Origin of the sequence: Megasphaera sp. UBA4233 (assembly GCF_002395615.1) — a bacterium.
GTDB classification, from domain to species: Bacteria; Bacillota; Negativicutes; order Veillonellales; family Megasphaeraceae; genus Megasphaera; species Megasphaera hexanoica.
Genome location: NZ_DGXL01000014.1, coordinates 62,880 through 85,883 on the forward strand (window position 1 = coordinate 62,880; position 23,004 = coordinate 85,883).

At 56.2% G+C, this 23,004-nt stretch carries 23 protein-coding genes and 1 riboswitch; of the genes, 21 read left to right on the forward strand and 2 right to left on the reverse strand.

The window, feature by feature from the left end; all coding sequences use genetic code 11:
• From B2U90_RS03390 to B2U90_RS03485, 20 genes are all read left to right on the forward strand, one after another.
• Complete coding sequence (locus tag B2U90_RS03390) at positions 1 to 417, forward strand: hypothetical protein (RefSeq protein ID WP_059075795.1); 417 nt, start codon at positions 1 to 3, stop codon at positions 415 to 417.
• Between the two features lie 863 nt (positions 418 to 1,280).
• Positions 1,281 to 2,735, forward strand: coding sequence for a leucyl aminopeptidase family protein (locus tag B2U90_RS03395; protein ID WP_113855845.1), 1,455 nt, complete (start codon positions 1,281 to 1,283; stop codon positions 2,733 to 2,735).
• Positions 2,732 to 3,532: a PHP domain-containing protein gene (locus tag B2U90_RS03400; RefSeq protein ID WP_075582393.1), complete on the forward strand. Its 801-nt coding sequence runs from the start codon at positions 2,732 to 2,734 to the stop codon at positions 3,530 to 3,532. The genes B2U90_RS03395 and B2U90_RS03400 overlap by 4 nt, the downstream gene beginning before the upstream one ends.
• Before the next feature lie 56 nt (positions 3,533 to 3,588).
• Positions 3,589 to 4,419, forward strand: coding sequence for an Asp23/Gls24 family envelope stress response protein (locus B2U90_RS03405; RefSeq protein ID WP_349678593.1), 831 nt, complete (start codon positions 3,589 to 3,591; stop codon positions 4,417 to 4,419).
• A 34-nt stretch (positions 4,420 to 4,453) separates the two neighbouring features.
• A riboswitch (cobalamin riboswitch) is annotated at positions 4,454 to 4,630 on the forward strand.
• Positions 4,631 to 4,749: 119 nt separating this feature from the next.
• The gene (locus B2U90_RS03410; protein WP_113855847.1) at positions 4,750 to 5,364 is read left to right on the forward strand and encodes a MotA/TolQ/ExbB proton channel family protein; all 615 of its coding nucleotides are present in this window, start codon (positions 4,750 to 4,752) and stop codon (positions 5,362 to 5,364) included.
• A 3-nt stretch (positions 5,365 to 5,367) separates the two neighbouring features.
• Positions 5,368 to 5,781, forward strand: a complete 414-nt coding sequence (locus B2U90_RS03415) for an ExbD/TolR family protein (RefSeq protein ID WP_075582391.1) — start codon at positions 5,368 to 5,370, stop codon at positions 5,779 to 5,781.
• A complete protein-coding gene (locus tag B2U90_RS03420; RefSeq protein WP_292017099.1) occupies positions 5,778 to 8,087 on the forward strand; it encodes a TonB-dependent receptor plug domain-containing protein in 2,310 nt (769 codons plus the stop codon). Before B2U90_RS03415 ends, B2U90_RS03420 begins: the two co-directional genes overlap by 4 nt.
• Before the next feature lie 12 nt (positions 8,088 to 8,099).
• Positions 8,100 to 9,068, forward strand: a complete 969-nt coding sequence (locus tag B2U90_RS03425) for an ABC transporter substrate-binding protein (RefSeq protein WP_292017100.1) — start codon at positions 8,100 to 8,102, stop codon at positions 9,066 to 9,068.
• Positions 9,068 to 10,051, forward strand: a complete 984-nt coding sequence (locus tag B2U90_RS03430; protein ID WP_170087923.1) for a FecCD family ABC transporter permease — start codon at positions 9,068 to 9,070, stop codon at positions 10,049 to 10,051. The genes B2U90_RS03425 and B2U90_RS03430 overlap by 1 nt, the downstream gene beginning before the upstream one ends.
• Positions 10,051 to 10,827, forward strand: a complete 777-nt coding sequence (locus B2U90_RS03435) for an ABC transporter ATP-binding protein (protein WP_059075804.1) — start codon at positions 10,051 to 10,053, stop codon at positions 10,825 to 10,827. The genes B2U90_RS03430 and B2U90_RS03435 overlap by 1 nt, the downstream gene beginning before the upstream one ends.
• A gap of 78 nt (positions 10,828 to 10,905) precedes the next feature.
• Positions 10,906 to 12,042 (forward strand): cobalt-precorrin-5B (C(1))-methyltransferase CbiD, encoded by a 1,137-nt coding sequence (gene cbiD / locus B2U90_RS03440; RefSeq protein ID WP_292017101.1) that lies wholly within the window; start codon positions 10,906 to 10,908, stop codon positions 12,040 to 12,042.
• A complete protein-coding gene (cobI, locus tag B2U90_RS03445) occupies positions 12,039 to 12,755 on the forward strand; it encodes a precorrin-2 C(20)-methyltransferase (RefSeq protein WP_292017102.1) in 717 nt (238 codons plus the stop codon). The genes cbiD and cobI overlap by 4 nt, the downstream gene beginning before the upstream one ends.
• Positions 12,752 to 13,507 carry a precorrin-4 C(11)-methyltransferase gene (gene cobM / locus B2U90_RS03450; protein ID WP_059075807.1) on the forward strand — a complete coding sequence of 252 codons (756 nt, stop codon included), beginning with the start codon at positions 12,752 to 12,754 and terminating at the stop codon, positions 13,505 to 13,507. The genes cobI and cobM overlap by 4 nt, the downstream gene beginning before the upstream one ends.
• Positions 13,508 to 13,530: 23 nt before the next feature.
• Positions 13,531 to 14,586 (forward strand): cobalt-precorrin 5A hydrolase, encoded by a 1,056-nt coding sequence (locus B2U90_RS03455; RefSeq protein ID WP_075582385.1) that lies wholly within the window; start codon positions 13,531 to 13,533, stop codon positions 14,584 to 14,586.
• A gap of 4 nt (positions 14,587 to 14,590) precedes the next feature.
• Positions 14,591 to 15,325: a precorrin-3B C(17)-methyltransferase gene (gene cobJ / locus B2U90_RS03460; protein WP_059075809.1), complete on the forward strand. Its 735-nt coding sequence runs from the start codon at positions 14,591 to 14,593 to the stop codon at positions 15,323 to 15,325.
• A complete protein-coding gene (cobK, locus tag B2U90_RS03465) occupies positions 15,322 to 16,080 on the forward strand; it encodes a precorrin-6A reductase (protein WP_059075810.1) in 759 nt (252 codons plus the stop codon). The genes cobJ and cobK overlap by 4 nt, the downstream gene beginning before the upstream one ends.
• Before the next feature lie 21 nt (positions 16,081 to 16,101).
• Positions 16,102 to 17,349 (forward strand): precorrin-6y C5,15-methyltransferase (decarboxylating) subunit CbiE, encoded by a 1,248-nt coding sequence (cbiE, locus tag B2U90_RS03470; RefSeq protein WP_292017103.1) that lies wholly within the window; start codon positions 16,102 to 16,104, stop codon positions 17,347 to 17,349.
• Positions 17,340 to 18,728, forward strand: a complete 1,389-nt coding sequence (locus B2U90_RS03475; protein WP_292017104.1) for a cobyrinate a,c-diamide synthase — start codon at positions 17,340 to 17,342, stop codon at positions 18,726 to 18,728. Before cbiE ends, B2U90_RS03475 begins: the two co-directional genes overlap by 10 nt.
• Positions 18,725 to 19,357, forward strand: coding sequence for a precorrin-8X methylmutase (locus tag B2U90_RS03480; protein WP_292017105.1), 633 nt, complete (start codon positions 18,725 to 18,727; stop codon positions 19,355 to 19,357). Before B2U90_RS03475 ends, B2U90_RS03480 begins: the two co-directional genes overlap by 4 nt.
• A gap of 26 nt (positions 19,358 to 19,383) precedes the next feature.
• Entirely contained in the window at positions 19,384 to 20,583 is a 1,200-nt protein-coding gene (locus B2U90_RS03485; protein WP_292017106.1) for an MFS transporter, read from the forward strand.
• Between the two features lie 133 nt (positions 20,584 to 20,716).
• Here the strand turns inward: B2U90_RS03485 and B2U90_RS03490 are convergent, their stop codons facing one another.
• The gene (locus B2U90_RS03490) at positions 20,717 to 21,316 is read right to left on the reverse strand and encodes a nitroreductase family protein (RefSeq protein WP_059075815.1); all 600 of its coding nucleotides are present in this window, start codon (positions 21,314 to 21,316) and stop codon (positions 20,717 to 20,719) included.
• Between the two features lie 83 nt (positions 21,317 to 21,399).
• Positions 21,400 to 22,266, reverse strand: a complete 867-nt coding sequence (locus B2U90_RS03495) for a LysR family transcriptional regulator (protein ID WP_059075816.1) — start codon at positions 22,264 to 22,266, stop codon at positions 21,400 to 21,402.
• 138 nt (positions 22,267 to 22,404) lie between these two features.
• On the opposite strand from B2U90_RS03495, the gene B2U90_RS03500 reads away from it, so the two are divergent.
• A complete protein-coding gene (locus tag B2U90_RS03500; RefSeq protein WP_075582380.1) occupies positions 22,405 to 22,989 on the forward strand; it encodes a chromate transporter in 585 nt (194 codons plus the stop codon).
• The last annotated feature ends 15 nt before the right edge of the window (positions 22,990 to 23,004 follow it).

The window sequence follows — 23,004 nt, forward strand, 5'->3', positions numbered from 1 at the left end:
ATGGTAGAAATAGGAGAGATTTTGTGGTTAAGGATGCGGTTCAATAATGATCCGGGCACTATATCAAAAACAAAACACCCCTATGTCGTAATTCGAAAAAGTGAATTGGGCTTTATCGAGGTCGGACAACTGGACTCGTTACAAGGAAAGGAATACAAGGTTGCCTTTAAATCCAATCATCTTGTCAGGTGTGAAGGGCAAAGTGCAATAACCAAAGATGGATATATACAGATGGATAACTGCTTCATGATTGACGACTATGATGAGCTGTCAAAATACAGCAGGGGAAAGCTTACAGATGACCTTACGAAAGATATTGTTTCTCATTACAACGAGTACCAATCCAATAATGAAATCAGCGAAAATAAGACCGTATATCTCCCTAAAGAGGAAGTAGATGCACTCAATGATACGTAGTCGTTGCCGGTATCGTTTTGTCCCGTATGGCTTGTGCCGTGCGGGATATTTTTTATTAACGACCCGAGCATGAAGAAACTATAGAAAAGGTAATTGGAAAGAAATTTAGCCAGATTTATAAAAAAAGAAGTATCGAGTGAATATAGAGAAGGATTTGATTCTTCTACATCTACTACCGATACGCCTACACAAACGCGTCGTATCAGAGCCGATACTTCTTCTATTTCCATTATATTCTTGAAGGCAGAAAAAGGGAATGAGTCAGATGCAGTACGTAATGGACATACCTGCCATACGGGCCTGCTGGATAAGAGCCTGCCTGCCGCCGGACCCCTGTCAGGTTCGGAAGCTCCACGGCCCTTGCCGTGCGTGCCCGTTTCTGGCGCGCTGAAACTCGCTTTGCTCAGACAAGACAGCGCGCCGGACGCAACAGGTACGCCCAGCATCCGTCACGGTCCATGATGACCGCACCGGAACGGAGCCGTTCCCGCAATGTCACCAGCCAGGGGCCCGGTGGCTGGTTGGGTTGTAGCTGCTAGATTAAGATTCCTGCCGCCGGACCCCTGTCAGGTTCGGAAGCTCCACGGCCCTTGCCGTGCGTGCCCGTTGCTGGCGCGCTGAAACTCGCTTTGCTCAGACAAGACAGCGCGCCGGACGCAACAGGTACGCCCAGCATCCGTCACGGTCCATGATGACCGCACCGGACCGGAGCCTTTCCCGCAATGTCACCCGCCAGGGACCCGGTGGCTGGTTGGGTTCGTGTTGCCGGGCTTTCTATAGAACTTATTAAAATAAGAGACAATTTTAGTCTTTTCTGATATACTAAAATTGTATGAAAAGAGTTTGGAAGTGAGGGGACACAGATGATTACTTGCAACGGCAACGGCAGCTTTGACATGCTGGTCATTGGCGTCGATAAGAAGATGAAAGCCCTGCAGCGGGTACCCAAGGAGGATGTAAAGGCCCTGAAGGTATTTGTTGAGGAGCGGCCTGATATATTGGATTATACTTCGCTTTATGTGTATCATTGTGCCAGTGGCAGCAAGGTACATACGTATCTCCTGGTAGGGCTGGACAATAAACCGGTACAGTATGCGACGTATGAGGATTTCCGGGTGGGCCGCCAGATTTTGCAGGCTGCGCGGAAGGAGAAGGTCCGGGAGCTGGCTCTTTTGATCGATACGCTGGAAATGGATATTCCATCGCTCATCGACGGACTGTTGTACCAGAATTATGAGTTTATCCAGTACAAGACCCAGGCGTCGCCCAATCTGGTCAAGAATATCAATCTCATCACGGCGAGCCTGCAGATTAAGGAATTGAATACGCTCTGCTATGTGTATTCGTCGGTTTATGAAGGGATTTATCTGGCCCGGGATCTGACGAATATGCCGTCTAATGACCTGACGCCGCGGAAGTTTGCCGATTCGGTACAGGAGTTGTGCAAGGGCGAAAATATTCACGTCGAATCGCTCAACAAGTGGAATCTGGAAAAGCGCCATATGGGCGGCATCGTAGCGGTCGGCAAGGGCAGTATGAATCCGCCGCAGCTGGTGTCGGTTCTGTACCAGGGCGATCCGGACAGTAAGGATGTGCTGGGGCTGGTCGGAAAGGGCATTCTCTATGACAGCGGCGGCCTGTCTCTCAAGTCCCACGCCAATCTGGAGTTCATGAAAGACGATATGGCAGGAGCCGCAGTGGTCCTGGGCGTCATCCGGGCGCTGATGCTCCTCAAGTATCCCGTCAATGTGCTGGCCGTCATGCCTCTGGCGGAAAATATCCCGTCGGGCATGTCCTACCGCGTCGATGATGTCATTACCATGTACAATGGCAAGACCGTGGAAGTCAAGAATACCGATGCCGAAGGCCGGCTGGTCCTGGCCGATGCCGTAGCCTATGCCCAGGATAAAGGGGCGACGCGGATCATCGATTTCGCTACGTTGACGGGAGCCTGTGTGACGGCTCTCGGTACGGTGCGCAGCGGCATGATCGGCAACGACCAGGAATGGATGAACCGCATTTTCACTATGGCGGAACGGGTCCATGAAAAGGTATGGCAGTTCCCGGCGGACCGGGAATATGAAAAGCAGCTCCAGAGCGATATTGCCGATTTGAAGAACGTCGGCGGTCCCGAAGCCGGAGCCATTACGGCCGGCCTGTTTATCCGTCAGTTCATCAGGGAAGGGACGCCGTGGATCCATTTCGATATCGCCGGGACGGCATTCCTGGAAAAGAAAGATGATCTGGGCTATATGGGCGCGACCGGGACGGGCATCAAGACGGTCCTGGAATGGCTCAAAGGGGGCCAGTCGTCATGAATGTAGATCTGCATATGCATACGACCTGTTCTGACGGCCTGTATACGCCGGAACAGCTGACGAAAATGGCAGCAGAGGCCGGCCTTTCGGTCATGGCCATTTCCGACCACGATACGGTGGCTGCTTACTCCGGTCATTCTTTTGCACCGGGCATACGGGTCATCCCGGCTATTGAAATGAGCAGTGATTATGATGGGGAAGATGTCCATGTCCTGGGCTACTATATCCGGCCGGATCAGAAAGAGCTGACGGAGTATTGCCGGCAATTCAAACAGCGCCGTCTGAACCGGGCTCTGGAGATCGCCGACCGGTGTGTATCCCTCGGCTATGACATCGACCGCGGCCAGATAGAAGGGATGCTGGCCAAAGGGGGGACCGTAGGCCGGCCGCATATTGCCCGCATGCTCGTCGCCAAAGGGTATTTTCCCGATGTGAAAGCCGTATTCGATACGATACTGTACCGCGGCGGCCCGGCCTACGTGCCGTATCACCGCCTGACTGTCGATGCCTGTATCGACCTGATCCATACGGCAGGAGGGCTGGCTTTCCTGGCCCATCCGGGACTGTTGAAGCGGACCTTGTCCCGGGTCCTGGCCTTTCCCTTTGACGGGCTGGAAGTCTATCACCCCAATAACCGCGGCCGCTGTGACGAATTCCTGCGCATCGCCCGGGAGCATCACTGGCTGGTGAGCGGCGGTTCCGATTTCCATGGCGTACCGGGCCGGTTCCCGGAAACGGTCGGGTCCTATGCCGTAGATGAATCGTACGTGCACGGGCTGCTGGCCTATCGGCCGTAAGACCGGGAAGCGGCAGGGCAGTCTATGTCATGGCAGGCAGAAAGAAAGGATGAGGAATGATGCATATTACCGGCTTTATCGGTGCCAGCGGGACAGGGAAGAGTTATCATGCCCTGGTCGTGGCGCACGAAAGGAATATCGACTGTATCATCGATGACGGCCTGCTCATTTATCAGAACCGCATCGTCGCCGGCCAGTCTGCCAAGGAGGAAACGAACCGCATGCAGGCCGTGCGCCGGGCTATTTTCCTCGACCCGGCCCATGCTGAAGCCGTCCGCAAGGCACTCCTTACGATCCAGCCGCCGCGGCTTCTCATCCTGGGTACGTCGAAGCATATGATATGCCGCATCTGCCAAGCCCTGCACCTTCCTCATGCGGATGATTATATCCATATCGAAGAGGTATCCTCGGCAGCGGAAATCGCCAAAGCCAGGGATATCCGCCTGAAAGAAGGCAAGCATATCATCCCCGTGCCGACGATGGAGCTGAAATCTCATTTCCACGGTTATCTCCTCGATCCCATCCGTTCGTTCCTGTCCGGCCGGGGTGGCAGGAAATCCGGCGTGGAGCAGTCTGTCGTCCGTCCCGTATTCAGCTATTATGGCAAGCTGGTCTTTTCCGATGATGTCCTCTTTGCCCTCGTCCGCCATACGCTCAAAGGGATGAGCGGTATTGCCCGGGTGAACCGTGTCAAGGTGGCCAAGAACTACTTGTCCCATGCCAACGGCCTGGCCATTATCCTGACGCTGACCATTTATTACGGGGAAAATATCCGCCAGCTCCTGCGCCGCGTCAAGGACGAGGTACAGCAGTCTGTCGAATACACTACAGGAATGTCTGTGGATGTTATGAAAATTACCATTCGTGGCATTGCGCCCCGTTCTTGACAGTCTGCAAGATGCCATGCTACCATTAAATACAACTGCATAGGAGCTGTCAGGTGTCGCAAGACTCAATAGAAAAGCCGGTATAAGCCGGCGCGGTCCCGCCGCTGTAAGGAGGAGCGCTGCTGCAGAAACGCCACTGTATATCTGTATGGGAAGGCGCAGCAGGGTCATGAATCCGAGCCAGAAGAACTGCCTGACAAAGAATCACCGGCAGACCTGCGAGCGATGGGGATGGGGATTAGGACTCTGTTCTGTTATAAACCGTAAGGATGACGTATCCCTGCGGTTTTTTTCTGTTTCAGTTGTTTCAGTATGTATAGGAGCGGTAGTATGGAAGCGATTACTAGTGGATTTTTGTTGTTCCGGCAGGGTGGGATTGTCATGTACATCCTCCTGTTGTGTTCATTGTTTGTCGTCTATATCGGTATGGAACGGGCTATTTTTTATACCCACATGGATGCCGGGGCAGCCTTTGCCCAAAGGTTTTACACGTATATGAAACTGGGACAGTACGATAAAGCGCGGACGCTGGCCGATGAAAGCCAGGGAGGGCTGGCCTATATCCTGCGCGACGTCTTTGCCGGCCGTACGGGCAGGGATGTCCGGGCTTATATCGAACTGCAGTCGGGCATTCTCATGGCAAAGCTGCGCAGCCGCCTGTATTATCTCAGTGTCATCGTGACCCTGGGGCCGATCCTGGGCCTGCTCGGAACCATCAGCGGTATGATCCGGGCCTTTAGTATTTTCAACGTACAGACTGGCCAGTCGGCCGCTATCACCGGCGGCGTCGGCGAAGCGCTCATTGCTACGGCTTTCGGCCTATGCGTGGCTATCCTGGCCCTGCTGATCCATTCGTATTTCACGCAGCGCCTGGACCGGATCATCACCGATATGGAGCTGTGTTTTTCGGCTCTCGAAACGATGCCCCGGGAAAAGGAGGACTGAGCCATGCGTTTACGGGATCCACGGTATTTCAAGCAGCCGTCGATCATGATAATCCCCATGATCGATGTCATGTTCTTTCTCCTCGTCTTTTTCATGATGACCTCGTTGTCCATGGTCGATCTGCGTACCATGGGGGTCGATCTTCCCTTTGCCTCCCAGGCAGAGCAGCAGCCGGCGGCACAGTACGTCGTCACCCTGCGCCGCGATGGCTCGCTATGGCTGGACGATGCGCCCGTCGATAAGGAGCGCCTGCTGGCGTCGGCACGGGAACAGCAGCAGAAAGACAGCCGCTTCAACGTCGTCGTCCGTGCCGATAAAGGACTCGATTACGGAACGGTCATGGGCCTCCTCGACGACTTCAAGCGCGTGGGCATCGTCCGCATTGGCCTGGCTGCAGAAAGCGGGGCTGAGCCGTGACATGGGAGAAGAAGAAAGGGCGCGTCGCCGCCGGTCTGTCCGTGTCTCTCCATGCGGCGGTTTATCTGGCCCTGGCAGCAGGCGGCTTTTTTACCATAGCCTACAACTACACACGGCAGGAGCCCGGCACCGTTACGGTCTATAATGCCAATGACCTGTCCGGTGCCGGCGGCCGGGATGCGGCAGGGACGGACGGCAATAGCGGAAGCCCCCTGGCTTCAGAACGTCAGGAAGGCGGCCGCATAAGAACGGACGCCGCACAAGCGCCTTCCATGGCGGCCACGGTGACAAATACCTATCATACGGGACCGGTGCATACCGCCGCGACGGCAGGAGAACCGTCCCGGTCTGGCCGGGCAGAAACGGCCGGTCCTGGAATGGCTCATGGCGACGGCGGCAGCGGACGGGCAGCCGGTCCCGGGACGGACGAAAGCGCGGCACCGTCCGGCTCGATTCATGTCGCCGGTGCCCTGGCGGATATGCTCGATGCCCTGCGGGACAGGCTCCCCGATATAGGGAAACGGGCAGATAAGGAACGGCCTGTTCCCTCTGTTCCGGCCCGTCAGTCCAATACGACCATCATCACCCGGGAGGACATCCAGACCCACCGGGACCAGACCGTCCAGGAAGCACTGCAGCGCGTGACCGGCGTCACCGTCAACGAACAGGTACCGGGTATTTCTTCCTTCGTCAAGCTCAACGGTGATGACCGGGTGCTCATCCTCGTCGACGGACAGAGCCTGGCCAACGCCCAGGGCAGCGGCTACGGCAGGGGAAGCGTGGATCTGACCAGTCTGCCCGGCGTAGCGGCCATCGATCATATAGAAGTGACGAAAGGCAGTGGTTCCGTCCGCTATGGCAGCGGTGCCGTCGGCGGTGTCATCAACATCGTAACGAAGAAAGCCGATCACGACGAATCGACTCTTTCGGCCTATACCGGCTCGTGGGGCATGCATGGCTATACGCTTACGAACAGCGGGAAGCGGGACCGTACGTCCTGGCTGGTCAGCGGCAGTATGGAACGGCGCCAGTATTATGCCTTTCCCCATGGTATCAATACGGATCGTTCCCGCGGCGATATTTTCCGCCAGTCCTTCGACCTGAGACTGGATCAGGAACTGACCAGGGATAGTTCGCTTACGTTCAAGGCTTATCATCAGGATTACCATGGCCATGGCTCGACGTTCCTGCCATCGTATTCCCGCTCCCTGCCCCGGGATCTGCGCAAAGAGCGCCTGCCGGGCTGGTACCTCAGTACTAATAAGGTAATCGAACGACTGATCAACGATTACAGCCTGACATATAATTTCCACACCCGTTCGTCCCAGCCGGGGTTCCTCCGCTATTTCAATGATTACCAGCGCACGTTCTGGACCAATCATTTCCTGACCCGGACGCAGGGACTGGAATGGCAGAATAACTGGCAGCTGGGCCCCCATCAGCATGTGACGGCCGGAGCCGAATGGACGGAAGATATGGGGACCAACTATGAGGCCCATTATATAGACAAAAAACGGCACAACCGGGCTGTATATGCCGAGGATGCCCTCAACTTCGGCAAGTGGACCGTGACGCCGGGATTGCGGATCGACGACAACAGTACCTTTGGCCTGCACCGTACACCGCGCCTGGCCATGAATTATAAGGCCAATGACGCCTTTAACGTTTACGCGTCCTGGGGCCGCGTCTTTTCGCCGCCGCGTCTCAACGACCAGTTTTACGTGACATCATCCTCACGGGGAAGAGAAGATCTGCAGCCGGAAGAAGGCTATACGCAGACGCTGGGATTCCAGTATCAGATACACCCCAAATCGTACCTGGAAGGCAGTATTTTCCACAGTCATCTGCGCCATGTCATCCGCTGGAACCGCAGCGTCACGCCCCACGAAGCGGAAAACCTCGATGAGGAGGATAAACGGGGGATGGAACTGACGTGGAAGCAGAAGGTCAATGATCATTGGGAATGGAATGCCGGTTACTCCTATATCCATACCCGGACGGACAGCGGAGACGGACTCGTCTTTGATGAGACCTACAACCAGCCCAACGGCTACCGTGCCGGCGTGGCCTATCACAGCAAGAAATGGCAGGCCTCTGTCGATATGACGGCGGGCACGGGCCGGAATGACACGTATTACAGCAACAATTCCTACGTCGTGTGGAACGGCAGTGTCAGTTATGCCGCCAGCAAAGATATGACCATTTATGGTAAAATCAATAATATCAATGATGAAAGCTATGATTTGTATCACAATTATCCTGCCAGCGGCCGGAACTGGCAGATCGGGATCCAAAAGAAATTCTAGGAGGTGTCGGGAATGAAGAAATGCATGACTGCCGTCTTTGTTTGTATGGGACTGATGCTGGCCTGTCTGGGCCTTGCCGGATGCGGACCGGAAAAACAGGCGCCGTCATCGGACGGTCCGGCCTTTGCCCAGGTGACTGACGACGCCGGCCGCACGGTGACAATCAAAGAAAAGCCGCAGCGCATCGTCGTCCTTTCCACGTCGCTGCTGAATTTTGCCGATGCCGTCGATGGAAACCTTGCCGGACGGGCTTCAGTCCAATCGGATGCGGCGTCTCTGCCGGAACGATATAGCAACGTACCGGAAGTCGGGCCCGTCTACAATGTAAGCGTAGAAAAAATCATGGCCTGCCAGCCCGACCTGGTACTGGCCAATAAAAATCAGCATGAGAAACTCATCCCCCTGCTGGAACAGAACGGCGTGACCGTTCTTGCTCTGACGACGAAGACCTATGACGATGTAAAACGGAATCTGACACTGGTGGGAAAACTCTACGGAAAAGAAGAGATGGCACAGGAAAAAATCGCTGCCATGGACAAAGAAATACAGGCTGTCAAAGAGAAAATCCCTGACAATCATCTGACTGTCGCCATTTTGCATGCTACGCCCAGCCATGTCAGTCTGGAACTGGACAAGAGCATTGCCGGCGATGCCGCCCGCATCCTCGGCTTTACCAATGTAGCTCAGGACGGGGCGGACAAGGTGGGAAACAGTGCCGAAAAGGTGCCGTACAGTATGGAAGCGCTCGTAGAAAAGGACCCTGATGTCATTTTCATCACCTCTATGGGCCGGAGTGACAAAATCGAAGAAAGGCTCCGGCAGGACGTGGAAAGCAGCCCGGCCTGGCAGACCCTCACGGCGGTGCGGCAGAAGCGGGTCTATGTGCTGCCGGAAAATCTGTTTCTCCTCAATCCGGGGCTGGATTATCCGCAGGCCGTCGCTTATATGGCCAAAGCCGTCTATCAGGAGGTGTTTCACTGATGGGGCGGCGCTGGCTGAAGCGGCTGATCCTGCTTATGCTGTTTGCCCTGCTGGCCATTACGGGTATCGTCCTGTCGGTCACCCAGGGGGCGGCATCCTTTACGGCGTCGGCAGCCCTGCAGTTTCTCCTCGTTCCCGATAGCAGCACCATGAGTCAGATCATCTGGAATATCCGCCTGCCACGGGCCGTGACCGGCGCTATGGTCGGCATGAATCTGGCCCTTTCCGGGGCGATCCTTCAGGCGGTCATGCGCAATCCTCTGGCAGATCCTCATATCATCGGCATTTCGTCCGGGGCCGGTCTTACGGGTATTGCCATCCTCATCCTGTTTCCTGCCTATACGTATCTCATGCCGGCCGCTGCCTTTACGGGTGCCATGGCGGCAGCTGTCATGATTTACATCCTGGCCTGGAAAAATGGCATCAAGCCCGTGCGCGTCATCCTGGCCGGTGTCGCCGTGTCGGCCTTTCTGGGCGCTGCCATTTCCAGTCTGCTCATCTTTTACAGTGACCGCGTACACGGCGCCCTGCTGTGGATGGTAGGAGGGCTGGCTGCCCGCAGCTGGAATGACGTGACCCTCATCGTGCCGTACACCCTGACGGGGCTGGCTTTGTCCCTGTTTGGAGCTTCCTATCTCAATCTCCTGCAGCTCGGCGATGACATGGCCCGCGGCCTGGGGCTATCGGTCGAGCGGGCACGGCTGGGACTGACAGCCATTGCCGCGCTTTTGGCGGCCAGTGCCGTCAGCGTGGCCGGGCTCCTGGGATTTGTCGGCCTCATCGTGCCCCATATGGTCCGCCTCCTGGGAGGGACGGATTACCGCTATATCATACCGGGATCGGCCCTTCTGGGCATGGCTGTCGTGACCTGGTGTGATACGGTGGCCCGGATCATCCTGGCGCCGGTGGAACTGCCCGTCGGCATTATCATGGCGCTTCTGGGCGCACCGTTTTTTCTGTATCTTCTTAGGAGGGACGTGTGATGGATACACCGCAGGCTCTGAGTCTGGACCATATATCGGTAACGCTGGGACATGTACCGGTCCTGCATGACATCAGTCTGAGCGTGGTACCGGGAGAGTTTCTCTCCATCATCGGACCGAATGGATGCGGCAAAAGCACGCTCCTCAAAGTGCTCTGTCATATGATCCGGCCCCAGTCCGGACAGGCTTTTCTCGAGGGACGGCCTCTTTCGTCATACAGCCGCCGCCAGCTGGCACGCCGCATGGCAATCCTGACACAGAAACACGATATCCCGGAAGACATGACCGTGTACGAACTGGTCAGTCTGGGCCGGTTTCCCTACCGGACGTTTTACCGCCGTCCTTCCATGCAGGAACGGGATATTATCGAAAAAGCCATGGCCGATGCCGGCATCCGGTCCTGCCGGGACCGCCTGGTACATACTTTATCGGGCGGCGAACAGCAGCGGGCCTTTCTGGCCATGACCCTGGCCCAGGAGCCGCAGATCCTGCTCCTCGATGAACCGACGACGTACCTCGATATCCGCCACCAGCTGGATATCTTGGAACTCTTGCAGCAGCTCAACGAAACGCTCCATCTGACCATCGTCCTCGTCCTGCACGATATGAATCAGGCCCTCCGCTACAGCCGGCGCACGCTGGTCATGAAAGAGGGCCGCATCGTCGCCCAGGGCCGTCCGCAGGATGTCATCACGCCGGAGATGATACACGACGTGTTTTCCGTGTCCGGTGAAGCGGCCGTCACGGCTTCGGGCCGCCGGGTCCTCGTCTTTTGAGGGTAGCAGGCCGGCATAGTTCATGTTATAATTGAGAAAAATAGTATATACTATACAGAAATCTATATACAGAAAACAATGGATACTTACAAAATCGTACAAGGAAAAAAATTACGCTGCGGCTATACGACCGGCAGTTGTGCTGCCGCTGCCGCCAAGGCTGCCGCCCGCATGCTCTTTACGGGAATGCCCGTTGCCATCGTGCGCCTCATGACGCCCCGGGGTATCGGGCTGGAACTGGAGCCGGAAGAGGTGTCTATCGGCCCGGACCGGGTGACCTGTGCCATCCGCAAGGACAGCGGCGATGACCCGGATATTACCGACGGCATGCTCGTCTTCGCAACGGTAGAAAAGACCGGAGAGGGCATCCGCCTCTGCGGCGGTCCCGGTGTGGGCCGTGTGACCCGTGACGGCCTTTCCTGTCCCAAGGGAGGTCCTGCCATCAATCCGACGCCGCGGCGCATGATAGAAGAAGCGGTGCGTACGGAGGCACAAAGGGCCGGCTATACGGGCGGACTGGTCGTCACCATTTCCATTCCCGGAGGAGAGACCCTGGCAGCCCGTACGTTCAATCCCCGCCTGGGCATTGAAGGGGGACTGTCGGTCCTGGGGACATCGGGCATTGTCGATCCCATGAGCGAGCAGGCTCTGATCGATACGATCCATACGGAAATGAACTCCCGCAAGGCTGACGGCGTCCGCCACCTCCTTGCTTTTTTTGGCAACTATGGCGTCGATTTCAGCCGCGATGTGCTGCATCTCGATGTCTCTCAGCGTGTCACCTGCAGCAATTACGTCGGCGAACTCCTCGACTATGCCGTCTATAAAGGATTTGAAGATGTCCTGCTCATCGGCCATACGGGAAAACTCATCAAACTGGCGATGGGCATCATGAACACCCATTCCCTTTATGCAGACGGGCGCATGGAATTCATGGCTCTCCAGGCCATGCTGTGCGGTGCCGGCCGTGATACGGGCCGCCGCATATATGAATGTACGACGACCGATACGGCCATAGAGATACTGATAGAAGCGCAGCTGCTCGGACCGGTCATGACGGCGGCAGCCGGAAAAATCCAATATTACATGGACCAGCGGGTCCACGGCGAAATCCGCTGCGGTGCCATGATGTTTTCTAATCGTTACGGTGTGCTGGCCCAGACTCCCCGCGCAGAGGAACTGCTGGCCTTTCACCAGAAGGAGAAGGCTGAATGAAACAAGGAACGTTATACTGCGTCGGCATGGGGCCGGGAGATCCGGAACTAGTGACTTTTAAAGCCTGGCATGCCCTGTGCCGCTGCCCGGTGCTGGCATTGCCCGAAGACCAGAGCGGCCGTCAGACTGCTGCCGCCATCCTGAAAGAAGCCGCGGCCCGGCAGGAAGGGCTGCATCTGGAAGAAAAGGACATCCTGTCCCTGACCTTTCCCATGACCCGCGATGCCAATCAGCTTCGAAAAGCGCACAGCGATGCATCAGACAAGGTGGCTGCCGTCCTCGACGGGGGATGCGATATCGCCCTCATTACTCTCGGCTGCCCGACGGTTTACGCATCGTGCATGTATATCCAGAAAGAAATGCGCCGCCGCGGTTATGACACCGTCGTCATTCCGGGCATTACCAGCTTCTCGGCGGCTGCCGCCCGTCTGGGCCAGCCCCTGTGTGAAAAGGATGAACCCCTTCTCATCGTACCGGCCGGACGGGACGATCTGCCGGACCTTCTCGCCGTACGGGGGAGCAAAGTCCTCATGAAAGTACCCCGCCATATGGGCGCCCTCAAGGAACAACTGCAGGACGCAGGACTTTTGCAGCACGCTTCCCTGGTAGAACGCTGTGGCCTTCCGGGGGAACGGGTATGCACGGATTTACGACAGGCAGACGATACGGGGTATTTTTCTGTGATTCTCGTAAGACAGGAGGAGAACCTATGATATATTTTGTCGGAGCCGGCCCGGGAGCCGTCGATCTCATTACCGTACGGGGCCAGAAACTGCTTGAAAAAGCAGACCTCATCATCTATGCCGGATCGCTGGTCAATCCAGAGCTGCTCCAGTTTGCCAAAGAAGGATGCCGCATCTGCAACAGCGCCTCCATGACGTTGGAAGACGTCCTGCAGGAAATGGAACAGGCCGAAGCAGCGGGCAGGATGACGGTCCGCCTGCATACGGGCGATCCCAGCCTGTACGGGGCTATCCGCGAACAGATGGATGCCCTGGACCAGCGGCACATCGCCTATACGTACGTGCCCGGCGTCAGTTCCTTTTCTGCCGCCGCCGCTGCCGTCCGCAAGGAATACACCCTGCCCGGCATCAGCCAGTCGGTCATCATTACCCGCATGGAAGGCCGGACTCCCGTGCCAGACGGTCAGCGCATTGCCGACTATGCCGCCCATCATGCGACGATGGTCATTTTCCTCAGTACAGGTCTTCTGGACAAGCTGCAGGACGAGCTCATCCGCGGCGGCTATGCAGAGGACACGCCGGCGGCTATCGTCTACAAGGCATCCTGGCCGGATGAACGGGTCTGTCCCTGCACGGTGGCGACCCTGGCGGAAACGGCGGCAGCTGCCGGTATTACCCGGACCGCGCTCATCCTGGTCGGCGATTTCCTCGATGGTTCCTACGACCGGAGTAAGTTGTATGATCCATCCTTTACTCATGGATTCCGCAAAGCGTCCCAATAGTTCGTGTAAGAGGTGAAGAAACGATGAAGGCAGTGTTGTTTTCCTTTACCCGGCGCGGCGCCAGACTCAGTATTTCCATACAGTCGTATCTGAAACTGTGTGGCTGGCAGGTCCGGGCATTGACAGGGAAAAAATTTGTATCGCTCGATTCCCAGCTGGAAGAAATCGAGCCGGATCTGGCCAGCTGTACCGGTCAGGCCTTTTCAGGGGCAGAACTGCTGGTCTTTATCGGGGCTTCCGGTATTGCCGTGCGCAGTATTGCTCCTTATATAAAGAGCAAAACGACCGATCCGGCTGTCCTGGTCATCGATGAAAAAGGGCAGTACGTCATTCCCCTCCTTTCGGGGCACATAGGCGGGGCCAATCAGATGACGCGCAAACTGGCCGGCTATCTTCATGGCCAGCCGGTCATTACGACGGCGACCGATGTCAACCATCTCTTTGCCGTCGATGAATGGGCGGCACGGAATCACATGGTCATTTCGTCCATGCGGGAAGCCAAGGCATTCTCGGCAGGACTTTTGGACGGCGGCCCCGTCGGGGTATACAGTGATTTTCCCGTAGAAGGTACGCTGCCGGAAGGACTGGAAATGCAGCCATCGGGGCCTCTGGGCATGGCCATTACTCTCAGCCAGGACTGTTATCCCTTTGCCGAAACAGTCGTGCTCCGGCCGCGCATCATCCATCTGGGCATCGGCTGCCGCAAGGATACGCTGGAAGAAGCCATCAGCCGTCTCGTACTGCGCGAGCTGCGGCGCCTGCGCATCGGCCTGAACCTCGTCGCCGATATAGCGACTATTGACATCAAGAAGCAGGAAAAGGGCCTGTTGCATTTTGCCAGGAACAACGCCATCCCCATCCAGTTTTACTCGGCCGGGCAGCTCAATGCGGCACCGGGCCTGGGATTTGCCTCGTCCCGGTTCGTACAGAAAACGACGGGGACCGATAATGTCTGCGAACGGGCTGCCGTACTGGCCAGCCGTGGAGGACGGCTCCTGCTGCATAAAACCGTCCGCGATGGCGTGACGCTGGCCATTGCCTGCGAAGAATTCTGCGTCAATTTTGAAATGATGGAGTGACCATATGAAGAAGAACGTATATGTCATCGGCATCGGTCCCGGGTCGCGTGATGAAATGACATTCCGGGCCGCCTGTGTACTAAAAGAGTGTGATGTCATCGCCGGTTATCAGACGTACATTGACCTCATTCGGGACGATTATCCCGATAAAGAATACATCATTACGGGCATGACCAAGGAGACCGACCGCTGCCGCATGGCCCTGGAACGGGCACAGCAGGGCGCCTCTGTCGCCCTCATATCCAGTGGTGACGCCGGCGTCTACGGCATGGCCGGCCTTATTTATCAGCTGGGCGCGGCCTATCCCGACGTGGATATCACGGTCATACCGGGAATCACGGCGGCCTGTTCCGGTGCAGCCCGTCTGGGTGCCCCGCTCATGAACGATTTCTGCCTCATTTCCCTGAGCGACCTCATGACGCCGTGGGAAACCATCGAAAAGCGCCTGGACTGTGCCGCAGCTGCTGATTTTGTCATCTGCCTGTACAATCCGGGAAGCCACAAACGGGCCGATTATCTCCAGAAGGCCTGTGCCATCATCTTGCGGCACCAGAATGGATCCGTCCCGGCCGGCCTGGTCCGTCACATTGGCCGGAAGGGAGAAGACGCGGCGATCATGACACTGGGCGAACTGCAGCATGTGCCGGTGGATATGTTTACGACCGTATTCATCGGCAACAGCCAGACAGAACTCATAGACGGCCACATGGTGACGCCCCGCGGGTATACGCTGCTGTGACGGGGACGCTTTGGATCATCGGCGGGACGACTGAAGGCCGGGAACTGGCCGCTTATGCCGGAAGCCGGGGCATTCCGACGTATGTCACTGTGGCCACGGCATACGGTGCATCCCTGATTCCGTCATGGCCGTCGCTGACGGTGTGGACCGGCCGCCTGACCGAAGAGGATATGGAACGATTCCTGCTGGAGCACGCCATTTCTCATGTCGTAGATGCCAGCCATCCCTATGCGGCTGTCGTAACCGGCAACTGCCGCACGGCATGTATGCGCCGCCGCGTTTCCTATATCCGCGTGACCCGGCCGGCATTTCCCCATGGAGACGCCGTATCAGTTTATTCCATGGAAGAGGCAGCGGATTTTCTCAGCGATACGGAAGGAGCGGTCTTTCTCACGACGGGCAGTAAGAATCTTGACGTATTTACCCATATCCCGGACTATGAGAAACGGCTCTATGTGCGTATCCTGCCGCTCAGGGATTCGCTGGACCGGGCCTTGTCCCTGGGGTATGTGCCAGGACATATCATCTGTATGCAGGGGCCTTTTTCTACGGAATTGAACGCCGCCATGTTCCGTCAGTATCACAGCCGGTATGTCATTACCAAGGATTCGGGAAAACCGGGCGGATTTGCAGAAAAACAGGAAGCGGCCCGTATGGCCGGTGCCCGGCTGATCGTCGTCGGGCGGCCAGCGGAAACGGGGGATTCACTGCAGGCCGTCAAGGAGCAGCTCGAGGCCCTTTGGCACGATTCCTGAGAGAGGCGGAGAGGAGAAGAAATGATGGATGTCTATGTCATCGGTATCGGTCCGGGAAATCCGGAATATCTGACAGACCGGGCCCGTTCTGCTATTGCAGCCTGCCCGGTCCTGGTGGGAGACCGGCGCATGGTGGAGCCGTATGCGGCAGCGGGCAAACGACTCGTATATACGTATAAAAAAGATGAAATATATGAGCTGGCCCTGTCTCTCCTTCCGGACGGCGGCCCTATGGCTGTCCTCGTATCGGGCGACGTCGGGTTTTACAGTCTGGCGTCTCTCATCCGGGACTTGCCGGACTGTCATATCGTCCGCATACCCGGCATCAGCAGTCTGGTGTATTTCGCCGCTCTCCTGCAGACGAACTGGCATGATACCTATATTGTCAGCCGCCATGGCCGCCGCGATTCCCTGACAGAAGCCGTGCGCCATCATGGGAAGGTATTCTGCCTTACCGGTGGCAGTGACACGCCGGCCGCCTTGTGCCGCATGCTCTGTCATGCTGGTCTGGGACAGGCCCGGGTTGCCGTGGGATACCGACTGTCTTATGAAGATGAACACGTAGCCAGGGGCACGGCAGAAGAACTGGCCGGGCTGAAGGAAGAGGGCTCGCTGGCCGTCATGATGATCTGGAACGATAAGGCCCGGCCCTGGCAGCGTCCGGTCCACGGCCTTCCCGACGAGTCTTTTATCCGCGGCAAGGCGCCTATGACCAAGCAGGAAATCCGCAGTATTGCCCTGTCCCGTCTGGCGCCGTTTCCCCAGGCCGTTATTTATGATATCGGAGCCGGCACCGGTTCCTGTACGGTGGAACTGGCACTGCTGGCACCGGCGGGGGAAATCTTTGCCTTTGAAATCGATGAAGAAGCCCTGTCTGTCCTTACAGCCAATATAGACCGGTTTGCCTTGTCCAACGTGACCGTCGTTCCCGGGAATGCCGCCCGGACACTGCCCAGTGTGGCAGATGCGCCGGAATATGCCTTTATTGGCGGGACGAAGGGGAATATACCGGCTATACTGGATGAAATATACCGCAAGAACCGGGCCTGCCGCATCGTCATGACGGCTATCACTGTAGAAACACTGGCGGCGGTCACGGCGTATTATGCAGGCCGACCGGACTATACGCTGGATATCACCCAGGTCATGACGGCCCGGTCCCGTCGTGTAGGCAGCAGCCATATGATGATGGCCCAGAATCCCGTGTATATTATGACAGCCGCCTATGATCCCGTCCCGGGCGGAGAAAGGAGTTCGTCATGCCTATAACGGACCTGCCACGACTCATGGTTGCCGCTGCCAGCAGTGGCAGTGGCAAGACGACCGTCGTCTGTACACTCCTGGAACTGCTGCGCCGGCGTTCCTGTCAGGCCGCCGCCTTTAAAAGTGGTCCCGATTATATCGACCCCATGTTCCATAGGCGCGTACTGGATACGCCGTCGTATAATCTTGATCTGTTCCTCCTGGGACGGAACGAACCGGGCCGGGAGACAGCCTGCCGCATTCTCGGGCGGCATGGCAGACAAAAGGAGATTGCCATACTGGAAGGAGCCATGGGGTATTACGACGGCATCGGTATGGGCAGTGAAGCCAGTGCCTATGAACTGGCTTCTGCGACGGGAACGCCGGTCGTGCTCGTCGTCGATGGCCGGGGCAGTGCCCTGACACTGGCGGCGGTTCTCAAAGGGATGGCGGCATTCCGCAAAGACAGCCGGATTGCCGGTTTCATAGTCAACCGGGTAAAACCTATGGTGTATGCCCGTTACCGCCGTGCCTGGGAAAGGGAATCGGGACTCCGGTCGCTGGGTTATCTGCCGGAAATGCCGGACTGTACCTTTTCCAGCCGTCATCTGGGATTGGTGACGGCTTCTGAAATCGCCGATTTACAGGATATACTGCGGAAATTAGGGGATGCAGGAAGAATGAGCCTGGATTGGAGTGCTATGATGGGACTGGCCCGAACGGCGCCGCCCCTTTCCTGGAAAGAACCGGACATGGCGGCTCCGGCTGATACGGTGCGTCTGGCCATCGCACGGGATGAGGCGTTCTGTTTCTACTATGAAGACAGTCTGGATACCTTACGGTCGTACGGGGCGGAGCTGATTTTCTTCAGTCCGCTCCACGATGGAAGCCTGCCCGATTGTGACGGCCTCTATCTGGGTGGCGGCTATCCGGAGCTGTATGCACAGAATCTGAGCCGCAATGGGAGCATGTCCGCATCAATCCGGCAGGCCATCAGGCAGGGCATGCCCTGTCTGGCCGAATGCGGGGGATTCATGTATCTCCATGACTATTACCGCTGCCAGGACGGGCAGCTGCTTCCCTGGGCTGGCGTCATTTCCGGCGAAACCTATATGACAGGCGGCCTGCGCCATTTTGGCTATGTGACCCTGGAAGCCCGGACCGACACCTTGCTGCTGCCCCGCGGTAAAACCCTGACGGCCCATGAATTTCACTATTCCGGTAGTACGGCTTCCGGTTCGTCCTGTACCGCTTATAAGGCCGGGAGCAGCCGCCAGTGGCCGGCTATTGTGGCCAGTGGGCGGCTCTTTGCCGGGTATCCCCACATTCATTTCAGCGGCTGTCCGGACTGTGCATCCCGCTTTATCGGGGCCTGCCGCCAATTCAGAAAGGAACGAATGCGATGAAAGTAGAACACATCCTGCCGGCTGATATCGAACGGCGCAGTATGGAAATCATAGAAGAGGAACTGGGGGACATCATCCTGCCTCCCGATGAAAAAGACATCATCAAGCGCGTCGTCCATACGACGGCCGATTTTGACTATGTACGGAACCTGCGCTTCAGTCCCAGCGCCGTCCGGCGCGGACTGGAAGCTCTGAAGCGTGGCTGTACGATCGTCACCGATACGAATATGGCATGTATGGGCATCAGTGCGCCGGGACTGAACAAACTGGGAGCTGGCAAAGTGTGTTACATGGCCGACAGTGATGTAGCACAGGCGGCCAGAGAACAGGGGACGACGCGGGCGCAGGCATCGATGGATAAAGCGGCAAAGCTCACCGGTCCCCTGATCATCGCCGTCGGTAATGCGCCTACGGCCTTATTGCGCCTGAAAGAGCTCATAGAAGCCGGACGGATCGATCCGGACCTGATCATTGCCGTGCCCGTAGGATTCGTCAACGTCGTCTATGCCAAAGAAGAAATCATGAAAGCCGGCATCCCGTACATCACGGCCCTGGGACGCAAAGGCGGCAGCAACGTCGCCGCGGCTATCTGCAATGCCCTGATTTATACACTGACGCGCCAGTCCTGATACGCTGGCAGAAAAGAGGGGATTTTATGAATTGGAAAGTCGTTCTGGCTATTCTGACCTGCAACATCCTCTTTATGTCATTCAGCTATACGATGCTCATTCCCTTCCTGCCGATCTATCTCACGGACGAATTGGGCGTTCTGCCGGGAGATGTCCACCTCTGGTCGGGCATCGTATTTTCCTCCACTTTTCTGGTCAGTACCATCATGGCACCCATCTGGGGAAAGCTGGCTGATGCCCACGGAAAAAAGCCTATGGCTATCCGGTCCTGTCTGTTTTTGTCGCTCAGCTATTTCTGCGGCGGCCTGGTCACCTCACCGGAACAGCTGACACTCATGCGGCTCCTCCAGGGGTTTGCCTACGGATTGTGGCCTATGGATCTGGCCATTATGACACTCTATGCTCCCGAAGACAAGCTTGGGTTCTGCCTGGGGACCATGCAGGGGGTCATGACGGCCGGCAGTGTCCTGGGACCGCTGTTCGGGGGCATCCTGTCCGATCTGTTCGGCATGCGCTTTTCTTTCTTTATCGCCGCCTTTTTCCTCTTTATCAACGGCCTCATGTTCATCTTTTTTATTAAAGAGCCGCCTGATCCGGCAAAGGACGAAGCCGGAAAGACGCGCCACCTGTCCCAGCTGGACGTATTGCGTCAGCCCCTCCTGCGCAATATGCTGGTATGCGGAGCACTGATCCAGATGGTCATTTTCATCCTCCAGCCCGTCCTGTCTACGTATATCACCAGTCTGGCCGGTGATATTCCCAATCTGGCCCTTACGACAGGATTCGTCATTTCCCTGTCCGGTGTTTCCGGTGCCATCGCCGCGCCCCTGTGGGGAAAGGCAGGGCAGAAGAAAGGCTTTATCCGCATCCTCACCGTATCGATTTTTGTCACCGCTATGGGAGAAGCCCTGCAGGGCCTCCCCGATACGCTGGCAGCCTTTTCCGTGACCCAGTTCACCATCGGCCTCTGCTTTTCCGGCATCAATCCGGCCCTAAACGCCATCATGGCCCAGCATACGCCGCCAGACTTCAAAGGACGTATTTACGGTCTGCTGTTTACGGCCCAGCAGCTCGGCTCCATGGCCGGCCCTCTTCTGGGCGGAACTCTTGCGACCTGGTGGGGTATGAAATCTATCTTCTTCGTTATGTCGGCTATCCTCCTGGCGGCCAGTTTCTGGCTCTACCGCACCTATCACAACGAGGACCCGAAACCGGTGTGGTTCTGAGTGGTTTTTAAAGGAAATGAGCCTTCCGGATAAAAAAAGACTGCCTTCATCAGATTCCCGTCGCCGTGTTTCCTGGGTAACGGTCTGAATCCGATTCAAGGCAGTCTTTTCTGCGCTGGTATGTCTTTATATATTAAAATACGATTTTGACCCGTTCGTCGATGGGCAGTTTTTCAATCGGTCCCGGCTGGCTCAGGGGCTGGCCGAAGGGCATCTGGGCGATGAGCTGCCACGAGGCCGGTACGTCGAATTCACTGGCCAGGGCTTCGTCGATGAGCGGGTTGTAGTGCTGCAGGTTGGCAGCCAGGCCCATATTGGCAAAGAGTGTCCACAGGGCATACTGCATCATGCCGTTGGCCTGCTGGGCCCATGTGGGGAAGTTGGCGGCATACAGGGGGAACTGTTCCTGCAGCTTTTTCACGACATCCGTATCGTCATAATAGAGGATGGTGCCGTAAGCGGCAGCAAAGGAATCGATTTTCTTTTCCGTATTGGCAAATGCTTCGGCCGGTACGACCGCCCGGAGGGTGTCTTTGGTTATCTGCCATATTTTGTCATGAGCACTGCCGTAGGCAATGATAATGCGGCCGGACTGCATATTGAAAGCCGACGGGACTTCCCGGACGACCGCTTCGATGCGGGCCGTGATTTCTTCCTGGGGCAGGGTGACATCCTTTCCCAATGTATAATTCGTACGACGTTTGGCGAACATCTGCTGTACTGTTTTTTCCATGGTATCACCTCATCATGAATGTGTAATAAATAACGATTATTTATTATGTATAAAGTATACCAAAAATATCCACATAAGGCAAGCTATAATTGCAATGCCTGAATAAAACTTTCTCCCAAACTGGACAGGTATCGTCCTTTGGGCCAGATGGCGGCAATGCGCGTGCGCAGGGACGGTTCGTCGATAATTTTCACGCTCAGGTTATCGTGGGCTGCCAGATGTACGGCAGAAGCAGGCGTAACGGCGATGCCCAGACCGGCGTTGGCCCAGAGGATGGTCGTACGGGCATCGTCGTTGCGGCAGAAAAATACGGGATTCATATCCTGGCTGGTGCAGATATCCTGAAGGAGCTGGTTGAAGCGCCGGTAGATGATGAGCGGTTTCTGATTGAGTTCCCGGAGGGTAATATGAGTCCGGTCGGGACACCAGTCCAGTTCCCGGGGCAGTGCGGCCACCATCGGCTCTTCGTTGAGTATTTTACAATGGAAAGATCCGGCCTTGAACGGCGTGCGGACAATGCCGATTTCAACCAGGCCCTTGTGCAGCATATCGATGACCTCAAAGGTATTGCCATCATAAATTTCGAAATGAACGCTTTCATGCTTCTGATGAAAATCGCGCATGGCCGAACTGAGGATGACACTGCCTGAGCTCGATACGGTACCGATGTGCAGCGTTCCTTTGAGTCCCTGCCTGAAATCGCGGATTTCCCGCCTGGCCGAATCGCTGAGATTCAGGATCTGCCGGGCCCGTTCATAGAGCAGTTTTCCCGCTTCCGTCAGTTCCATGTGACGGTGCTCCCGGATAAACAAATCTACTTCCAGCTCTTTTTCCAGTAACTGTATCTGCTGGGATAGTGGCGGCTGTGCCATATGAAGCTGCCGGGCCGCTGCCGTGATCTGTCCTTCCTCGACGACGGCGACGAAATACCGGAGTTGTCGTAAATCCATGGATACCCCTTCCTTACTATATGAAAAATATATATTTGCTAAATTAAAATTATATTTTTAATATAGCACGAATGCTGGTATAATTCCAGATAGAAACGAGGAAACAATTGCACCTGTCTGATAAAGGAGGAACTACCGATGGAAGAAGAAACCACATTGGAACATCCCCGCCGGGATGCCCATTTTTTCTGGGTCTTATTTAAATCCACATTTATTATTAGTGCCTTTACCGTTGGCGGCGGCTATGTCATCGTGCCCCTTCTCAAGGCCAAATACGTCGATGAATACCACTGGATCAGTGACAAAGAAACGCTGGATATGGTCGCCATTGCCCAGTCCATGCCCGGTGTCATTGCCTGTAACAGTGCCATCATCCTGGGATACCGCATGGCCGGTATCGCCGGTACACTGACCGCCCTCATTGCGACGGTGCTGCCGCCGCTCATTACCTTGAGCATTATTTCTTACTGCTATGATTTCTTTATCCAGAGCCAGATAGTCAAGATGATCCTGCGGGGCATGCAGTGCGGTGCTACAGCCCTCATGGTCAATGTAGGCATCAATCTGCTGATGAAGCAGTGCAAAAAAAAGCTCATCCTGCCGCTGGTCATCATTGCCGCTACGTTCATTGCCAATGTCGTCTTCGACGTGAACCTCATGTATCTGGTCCTCATCGATGGCATCATCGGGCTGTTATGTATGCGTGATGCCAGGTATGATTAAAAGGGGGGAGATAGA

What these genes read in the sequence shown, in the direction of transcription:
- B2U90_RS03390 (WP_059075795.1), top strand. Translation starts at nt 1, where the DNA reads ATGGTAGAAATAGGAGAGATTTTGTGGTTAAGGATGCGGTTCAATAAT.
- B2U90_RS03395 (WP_113855845.1), top strand. Translation starts at nt 1,281, where the DNA reads ATGATTACTTGCAACGGCAACGGCAGCTTTGACATGCTGGTCATTGGC.
- B2U90_RS03400 (WP_075582393.1), top strand. Translation starts at nt 2,732, where the DNA reads ATGAATGTAGATCTGCATATGCATACGACCTGTTCTGACGGCCTGTAT.
- B2U90_RS03405 (WP_349678593.1), top strand. Translation starts at nt 3,589, where the DNA reads ATGATGCATATTACCGGCTTTATCGGTGCCAGCGGGACAGGGAAGAGT.
- B2U90_RS03410 (WP_113855847.1), top strand. Translation starts at nt 4,750, where the DNA reads ATGGAAGCGATTACTAGTGGATTTTTGTTGTTCCGGCAGGGTGGGATT.
- B2U90_RS03415 (WP_075582391.1), top strand. Translation starts at nt 5,368, where the DNA reads ATGCGTTTACGGGATCCACGGTATTTCAAGCAGCCGTCGATCATGATA.
- B2U90_RS03425 (WP_292017100.1), top strand. Translation starts at nt 8,100, where the DNA reads ATGAAGAAATGCATGACTGCCGTCTTTGTTTGTATGGGACTGATGCTG.
- B2U90_RS03430 (WP_170087923.1), top strand. Translation starts at nt 9,068, where the DNA reads ATGGGGCGGCGCTGGCTGAAGCGGCTGATCCTGCTTATGCTGTTTGCC.
- B2U90_RS03435 (WP_059075804.1), top strand. Translation starts at nt 10,051, where the DNA reads ATGGATACACCGCAGGCTCTGAGTCTGGACCATATATCGGTAACGCTG.
- cbiD (WP_292017101.1), top strand. Translation starts at nt 10,906, where the DNA reads ATGGATACTTACAAAATCGTACAAGGAAAAAAATTACGCTGCGGCTAT.
- cobI (WP_292017102.1), top strand. Translation starts at nt 12,039, where the DNA reads ATGAAACAAGGAACGTTATACTGCGTCGGCATGGGGCCGGGAGATCCG.
- cobM (WP_059075807.1), top strand. Translation starts at nt 12,752, where the DNA reads ATGATATATTTTGTCGGAGCCGGCCCGGGAGCCGTCGATCTCATTACC.
- B2U90_RS03455 (WP_075582385.1), top strand. Translation starts at nt 13,531, where the DNA reads ATGAAGGCAGTGTTGTTTTCCTTTACCCGGCGCGGCGCCAGACTCAGT.
- cobJ (WP_059075809.1), top strand. Translation starts at nt 14,591, where the DNA reads ATGAAGAAGAACGTATATGTCATCGGCATCGGTCCCGGGTCGCGTGAT.
- cbiE (WP_292017103.1), top strand. Translation starts at nt 16,102, where the DNA reads ATGATGGATGTCTATGTCATCGGTATCGGTCCGGGAAATCCGGAATAT.
- B2U90_RS03475 (WP_292017104.1), top strand. Translation starts at nt 17,340, where the DNA reads ATGCCTATAACGGACCTGCCACGACTCATGGTTGCCGCTGCCAGCAGT.
- B2U90_RS03480 (WP_292017105.1), top strand. Translation starts at nt 18,725, where the DNA reads ATGAAAGTAGAACACATCCTGCCGGCTGATATCGAACGGCGCAGTATG.
- B2U90_RS03485 (WP_292017106.1), top strand. Translation starts at nt 19,384, where the DNA reads ATGAATTGGAAAGTCGTTCTGGCTATTCTGACCTGCAACATCCTCTTT.
- B2U90_RS03490 (WP_059075815.1), bottom strand. Translation starts at nt 21,316, where the DNA reads ATGGAAAAAACAGTACAGCAGATGTTCGCCAAACGTCGTACGAATTAT.
- B2U90_RS03495 (WP_059075816.1), bottom strand. Translation starts at nt 22,266, where the DNA reads ATGGATTTACGACAACTCCGGTATTTCGTCGCCGTCGTCGAGGAAGGA.
- B2U90_RS03500 (WP_075582380.1), top strand. Translation starts at nt 22,405, where the DNA reads ATGGAAGAAGAAACCACATTGGAACATCCCCGCCGGGATGCCCATTTT.